The sequence below is a fragment of the Arthrobacter sp. H41 genome, from assembly GCF_000520535.1.
In the GTDB taxonomy this organism is placed as follows: domain Bacteria; phylum Actinomycetota; class Actinomycetes; order Actinomycetales; family Micrococcaceae; genus Arthrobacter_D.
Window position 1 is genome coordinate 1 of sequence record NZ_KI914786.1, and the last position, 5,999, is coordinate 5,999.

The 5,999-nt window shown below is 68.0% G+C and carries 4 protein-coding genes and 1 pseudogene; 2 read left to right on the forward strand and 3 right to left on the reverse strand.

Annotated elements, in window-relative coordinates; genetic code table 11:
- Positions 1-287 (reverse strand): annotated as a pseudogene (locus Y705_RS0107350) (hypothetical protein); the annotation flags it as partial.
- 300 nt (positions 288-587) lie between these two features.
- Here Y705_RS0107350 and Y705_RS18180 point away from each other — a divergent pair.
- Positions 588-1,547 carry a lysophospholipid acyltransferase family protein gene (locus Y705_RS18180; protein ID WP_081737881.1) on the forward strand — a complete coding sequence of 320 codons (960 nt, stop codon included), beginning with the start codon at positions 588-590 and terminating at the stop codon, positions 1,545-1,547.
- A gap of 65 nt (positions 1,548-1,612) precedes the next feature.
- Positions 1,613-2,986 carry a class II 3-deoxy-7-phosphoheptulonate synthase gene (locus Y705_RS0107360; protein ID WP_026532392.1) on the forward strand — a complete coding sequence of 458 codons (1,374 nt, stop codon included), beginning with the start codon at positions 1,613-1,615 and terminating at the stop codon, positions 2,984-2,986.
- A 30-nt stretch (positions 2,987-3,016) separates the two neighbouring features.
- On the opposite strand, the gene pknB is transcribed toward Y705_RS0107360, so the two are convergent.
- Together pknB and Y705_RS18185 are read right to left on the reverse strand one after the other, a co-directional pair.
- Complete coding sequence (pknB, locus tag Y705_RS0107365) at positions 3,017-5,077, reverse strand: Stk1 family PASTA domain-containing Ser/Thr kinase (RefSeq protein ID WP_253908530.1); 2,061 nt, start codon at positions 5,075-5,077, stop codon at positions 3,017-3,019.
- 178 nt (positions 5,078-5,255) lie between these two features.
- Positions 5,256-5,999, reverse strand: a 744-nt coding sequence (locus tag Y705_RS18185) for a lytic transglycosylase (protein ID WP_155849973.1), incomplete at its 5' end; no start/stop codon positions are given.

Below are 5,999 nucleotides of genomic sequence, written 5' to 3' on the forward strand. Positions count from 1 at the left end.
GGTTCCGGGGGCACGTAGCGGCCGTCGTCGTCCGCCTCGGTTGCCGCCTCATAGTCGCGGGGGCCCAGCGGGCGCATCGGCTGGTTCTCGAAGACCGCGTCCACGCGCTCCCGATCAGTGAGGGGGACGTCGGTCCGCGGCGTGTCGGTCGGGGACGCATCAAGGCGCGGACCGTTCCGTGCAGGATCCGTCGTGGACCCGGCCGGGTCCTTCTCGAGCCGTGCAACGATGTCCAGCCATACCGCATCGTCGGTCGACTCGTTGGGTTCCTGCCCTCGGGGGGTCATATGCTGCTACCTGCTGTTCCAGAGCGGATGGGGCCCCCGGGCGGTGCGAGAATCGACGGAGGTTATGATCCATCGTGGCCACCCGGCCGCAGTTCGTCAACTGTATGTCCACCTTCGCCGAGTTCGGGCGACCCGCGCCCTGCCGCGACTCCTGCCGGCGCTCCTGGCCCGGCCCGGCCCGACCTGATCATCAACCGGTCCCCGAATGCGGCGTGCAGGGCCCTTGGAGTAGGCTTCTCCAAGGAAAAAGGACGGCGTGCCGGTATCGAAGGCGGCCGTCCCTTCAGGGAGGCTGGCAGCGTGTTCTATTGGATTATGAAGAGGGTCATTGTCGGTCCCCTTCTGAATCTGCTCTTCCGTCCCTGGATCAAGGGCGCGGACAACATCCCGGCCTCAGGACCCGCGGTGCTGGTCAGCAACCACCTGTCCTTTTCCGATTCGATCTTCCTGCCCATCGCGGTGCCGCGGCCGGTGGTGTTCCTTGCCAAATCCGAGTACTTCACCGGCAGGGGACTCAAGGGGCGGATGACGGCGATGTTCTTCCGGCTGTCGAACCAGCTGCCGATGGACCGCTCCGGGGGGGCGGCGTCGTCGTCCTCCCTGACCGCCGGCATGGACATCCTCAACGACGGGGGGCTGCTGGGCATCTATCCGGAGGGAACGCGCAGCCCGGACGGCCGCCTGTACCGCGGCAAGACCGGCGTTGCGAAGCTCGTCCTGGCCACAGGCGTTCCCGTCATCCCTGTTGCGATGATCGGCACCGACAAGGTGCAGCCGATCGGACGGCGGATCCCGAACATCCGGAGGGTCGGCGTCATCATCGGAGAGCCGCTGGACTTCACGCGGTACGAGGGACTGGCCGACGACCGCTTCGTGCAGCGGTCGGTGACGGACGAGATCATGTATGAGCTCATGAGGCTCTCGGGCCAGGAATACGTGGACGCCTACGCGAGCACGGTCAAGGACAAGCTTGCCGCCGAGAAGGCGGCGGGCAAGAAGGCTCCGCGGCCGGGCGCCGACACCCGCCGGGCAGCGGTGCGGCTCGGCCCGGCCGAGCAGGCGGCGGCTCCTGCGCCGGGTGCAGTCACCGAGATCGGGGCGGACGAGGCCGGGAAGAAAGCTGCGCGGACGGATGCTGCCGGGACGGACTCCAGCGGGACGGATGCTGCCGGGAAGAAGTTCGGCAGGCAGCAGAAACCCAGGGACAGCCCGGCGGTGCCCGGGGAACGGGACGAACCGGGCGGCCGCACGGCTGTATGACTTCCCGTGCTCCCTGCGTGACGTCGCAGGACGAGGCATGGTACTTGAGCGATTAGGCTTAACCGGTGACCGATTCAATTGCTTCCGCCCTCCAGCCGACTGTCCAACCCGCCACTGCAGGCCTCGACTCCTGGCGGTCCCTGCCTATCTCGCAGCAGCCCACCTGGCAGGACAGCTCGGTCTATGCGGATTCCGTCCGGGAGCTTTCCTCACTTCCACCGCTCGTGTTCGCCGGTGAGGTGGACGTCCTGCGCGAAAGGCTTGCTGCCGCGGCCCAGGGCAAGGCCTTCCTCCTGCAGGGCGGGGACTGCGCGGAGACCTTCGAGGGGGCGACGGCCGATCGGATCAGCGCGCGAGTCAAGACCATTCTCCAGATGGCCGTGGTCCTCACCTACGGTGCGTCGCTGCCCGTCATCAAGATGGGGCGAATGGCGGGGCAGTTCGCCAAGCCGAGATCCTCGAACGACGAAACCCGCGAGGGCGTCACCCTTCCTGCCTACCGCGGAGACATGGTGAACGGCTATGCCTTCACGCCGGAGACCCGTGGCCACGATGCCGCGAGGATGGTGAAGGCCTACCACACTTCGGCGTCGACCCTCAACCTGATCCGCGCATTCACCCAAGGCGGGTTCGCCGACCTGCGGCTCGTGCACCACTGGAACAAGGGATTCACCGCCAATCCCGCGCACTCCCGCTACGAGTCCCTTGCGCGCGAGATCGATCGCGCCGTGCGGTTCATGGATGCGTGCGGCGCGGACTTCGAAGCACTGAAGCGCGTTGAGTTCTTCGCGAGCCATGAGGCCCTGCTGCTCGACTACGAACGCGCACTCACCCGCATCGATTCACGCACGTCCCTGCCGTACGACACCTCCGCCCACTTCCTGTGGATCGGCGAGCGGACCAGGGACATCGACGGCGCGCACATCGACTTCCTGTCGAAGGTACGGAACCCCATCGGGGTCAAGCTCGGCCCCTCGACGTCGGGGGACGACGCTATCGCGCTCATCGACAAGCTCGATCCGAACCGCGAACCGGGACGCCTGACGTTCATCACCCGCATGGGCGCGGGAAACATCCGCGAGAAGCTGCCGCAGCTCGTGGAGAAGGTGACTGCGTCGGGTGCCCAGGTGCTCTGGGTGACGGACCCGATGCACGGCAACACCGTCACCTCGCCGAACGGCTACAAGACGCGCAACTTCGACGACGTCATGGACGAGGTGCGAGGTTTCTTCGAGGTCCACCAGGCCCTGGGCACCTTCCCGGGAGGAATTCATGTGGAGATGACCGGGGACGACGTCGCGGAGTGCCTCGGCGGCGCGGACCCCGTGGACCAGGAGTCCTTCCTCGAGCGTTACGAGTCCGTGTGCGATCCCCGCCTCAACCACATGCAGTCCCTCGAGATGGCATTCCTGGTGGCGGGCGCACTCTCGAAGCGCTGAGACGGGTTCCCGAACGGACCGCTGCACCCGTCAGGTGACGGTGATCGTCACCACTGATCCCTCGGGCTGGTTGCCGGTCAGGTCCTGGCCCGCCACCAGCCCGAGGACGGGGCGTCCGAAGGTGTAGTCGACCTCCACCTGGAAACCCGCCGCCTCCAGCGCAGCCACCGCGTCCTCTTCCGAGTTGGAGAACACGTTGGGGACACGGAGGATCCGGGGTCCTGCGGAGAGCGTCAGCTCGACGACGGTTCCCCTCCTCGCCTCACCGGTGGCCGGCGACTGCAGCGCCACTGCGCCTTCCGGCACCGAGACGCTGTTCACCGGGTCGGGGAGCACCTCCGCTACGAGGCCCGCGTCCTCGATCGCCTGGAGGGCGGCCTCACGTGTCAAGCCTGTGACCTCCGGAATCCGAATGGGCTCGGGCCCCCGCGATACGACGAGGTCGACCGCGGAGCCCGCTCGCACCTCCGCGCCCGCCGCCGGGTCCTGGCTCACGACCAGCCCCTGCTCGACGTCGTCGTCGTACTGCTCGGCGACGGTGCCCACACCGAGGTTCTCCCCGATGAGGGTCTCCGCTGCGCTGACCCGGTCCTCACCCGTCACCTCGGGCACGACGAAGAGTTCGGGCCCCTTCGACACCAGGAGTTCGACGCGTTCGAAGCGGCGCACCTCTGCCGCTGCCGCAGGCTCCGTTCCCACCACGAGCCCCGCCAGGACCACCTCGTGGAAGACCTCGTCCGTGCTGACCGAGGTGATCCCCTGCTGGTCGAGTATCGTGCGCGCGTCCTGCACTGACCGGTTCGCCACGTCGGGGATGGCGACGATCCCGCCCGGGCCGGCGCCGAAGAACCAGCCGGCCACGGCGGCGAGGGCGCCGAGCAGCACCAGCAGGCCGACGAGGATCGCCGTGCGCTGACGCGCTGCCGGCCCGCGGAGGGATTTCTGCGGACGCTGGGCGTCCCTCAGCTGCTGCTTCTGCAGGTTCCGCGGGCTCCGGGACGCGGTGGATCCCCTCGCCGGACCGGTTCTCCCCGCGGTGGAACCGGGGGGAGGACCGGGGCGTCCGGGCGGCACTGCTCCGATGACGCGTGTATCGGAGGCGTCCCTCCGAAGGACGGTGGTGGGATGCTGGACGACCGGCGGGACCACGTCCGTCGGAAAATTCCCCTCCCGGCCCGCCGTCGGGATGATCCCGGTGGCACCCTCGACGCCAGGGTCGGGCGGCACGACGCCGTCGTCGGGCGAGAAGTCGAGTTCCTCGTCGGTCAGGGTGGTCCTGATGTGGCGCAGCTCGCCGAGCAGGGCCAGTCCGTCCACCGGCCGGTCCTCGGGGTCCGGGGCGGTGCACCATTGAACGAGCTCGTCGATGTCCGGAGGAAGCCCCGGAAGGAGCGACGACGGCGCGGGGACCGTCGAGTGCGCGTGCTGGAAGGCGATCTGGATGGGGGCGTCCCCGGTGAACGGCTGCCGGCCGGTGAGCAGTTCGAAGAGCAGGATGCCCACGGAGTAGATATCGCTCTGGGCGTCGGCCGATTCACCGGTGACGAGCTCGGGGGACAGATACGCCACCGTGCCCACGAGGGCGCCCGTCCCCGTGCTCGTGGACACCGCCCGCGCGAGACCGAAATCGGCGATCTTGATCTGCCCGTCGCTGGCGAGCAGCACGTTCTCGGGTTTCACGTCCCGGTGCACCAGGCCTGCTGCGTGGGCGGCGCCGAGGCCCTCGACCACCGGGTCCAGCAGAGCGAGGGCCTGCCGCGGAGTGAGCCGGCCGCGCTCCCTCAGCAGGTCGCGGAGGGTCCGTCCCGGCACGTACTCCATCACCAGATAGGCGGTGCGGTGCTCGGGGCCGTCCTCCATACCCTGATCGAGCACCCCCACCACATGCGGGTGCGAAAGCCGGGCTGCGGACTTCGCCTCCTGCTCGAAGCGGCGGAGGAAGCTGGAATCCTCGGCGAGGTGCGGATACAGCACCTTCAGGGCGACCTGGCGGTCCAGCCGCTGGTCGGTGGCGAGGTAGACCGTGGACATCCCACCCCGTGCGAGCCGGGAATGCACCAGGTAACGCCCGTCGATGAGGGCGCCTGCCAAAGAGTCTTTCCGCGGTTCCTGCACCTACCGATAGTAAGCGCAGGCAGCGAAACGGGGCGGGACCAACACTCGATCCCACCCCGCACCCCCCGCTGATTAAGCACTTGTGGCGGCCATCCGAGCGGTTTAGCAACCGCAGGTGCTTAATCAGCGGGGGGCCCGAAGTTCTGCCGGAGTCCTACTTGAAGTTGACCTGGTGCGCCTTGATTGCCGCGACATAGGCCTTGGTGTCCTCGAACATGCCCCGACTCTGCACCGAGTACTGGCCCTGGTAGTAGGACGCGATGGCGATATCGAGCGACGGGCTCGTGCGGATGAGGGAGCGAATGATCGCCACGCCCGCCGTCGCATTGTCATACGGATCAAGGAGGTTGAGCTTCCGCCCGACGAGGTCGCTTGCCCATTCGCCCGAGGAAGGGATCACCTGCATGGCGCCGATGGCGTTGGCGGGGGAGACAGCGCGCTGGTTGAAGCCGGACTCCTGGAAGGAGAAAGCGAGCGCGAGGCTCGGATCGACGCCCATGGCCGTCGCGGTGTCGGAGACGATCTTCCGCATCTCGGCCTGGCTCGGGGCCGGGAGGGAATTGAGCAGCTGCTTGTTCGCGTTGGCATCGGCCACCACCTTCACCGGGTAGGTGAAGCCGAGGAAGGACGACGGCACCAGGTCCACCGGAGCCGGCTCGGAGACCGTTCCGGGGGTCGCGCCGGGCAGTCGGAGTGTCTTCCCGGGATGGATGACGGTGGCGGCGGAGATGCCGTTCGTCGTCAGCAGTGCCGAAAGGCTGACGTTGCTGCGTGCTGCGATCGCACTCAGGGTGTCTCCGGCCTTGATCGTGTACGTGCCCGCGGGCGCAGGAGCAGGAGCAGGCGCGGGAGTGGCTGGAGGCACGGCCTGGACGGAGATCGTCGACGAGCCGAGGTT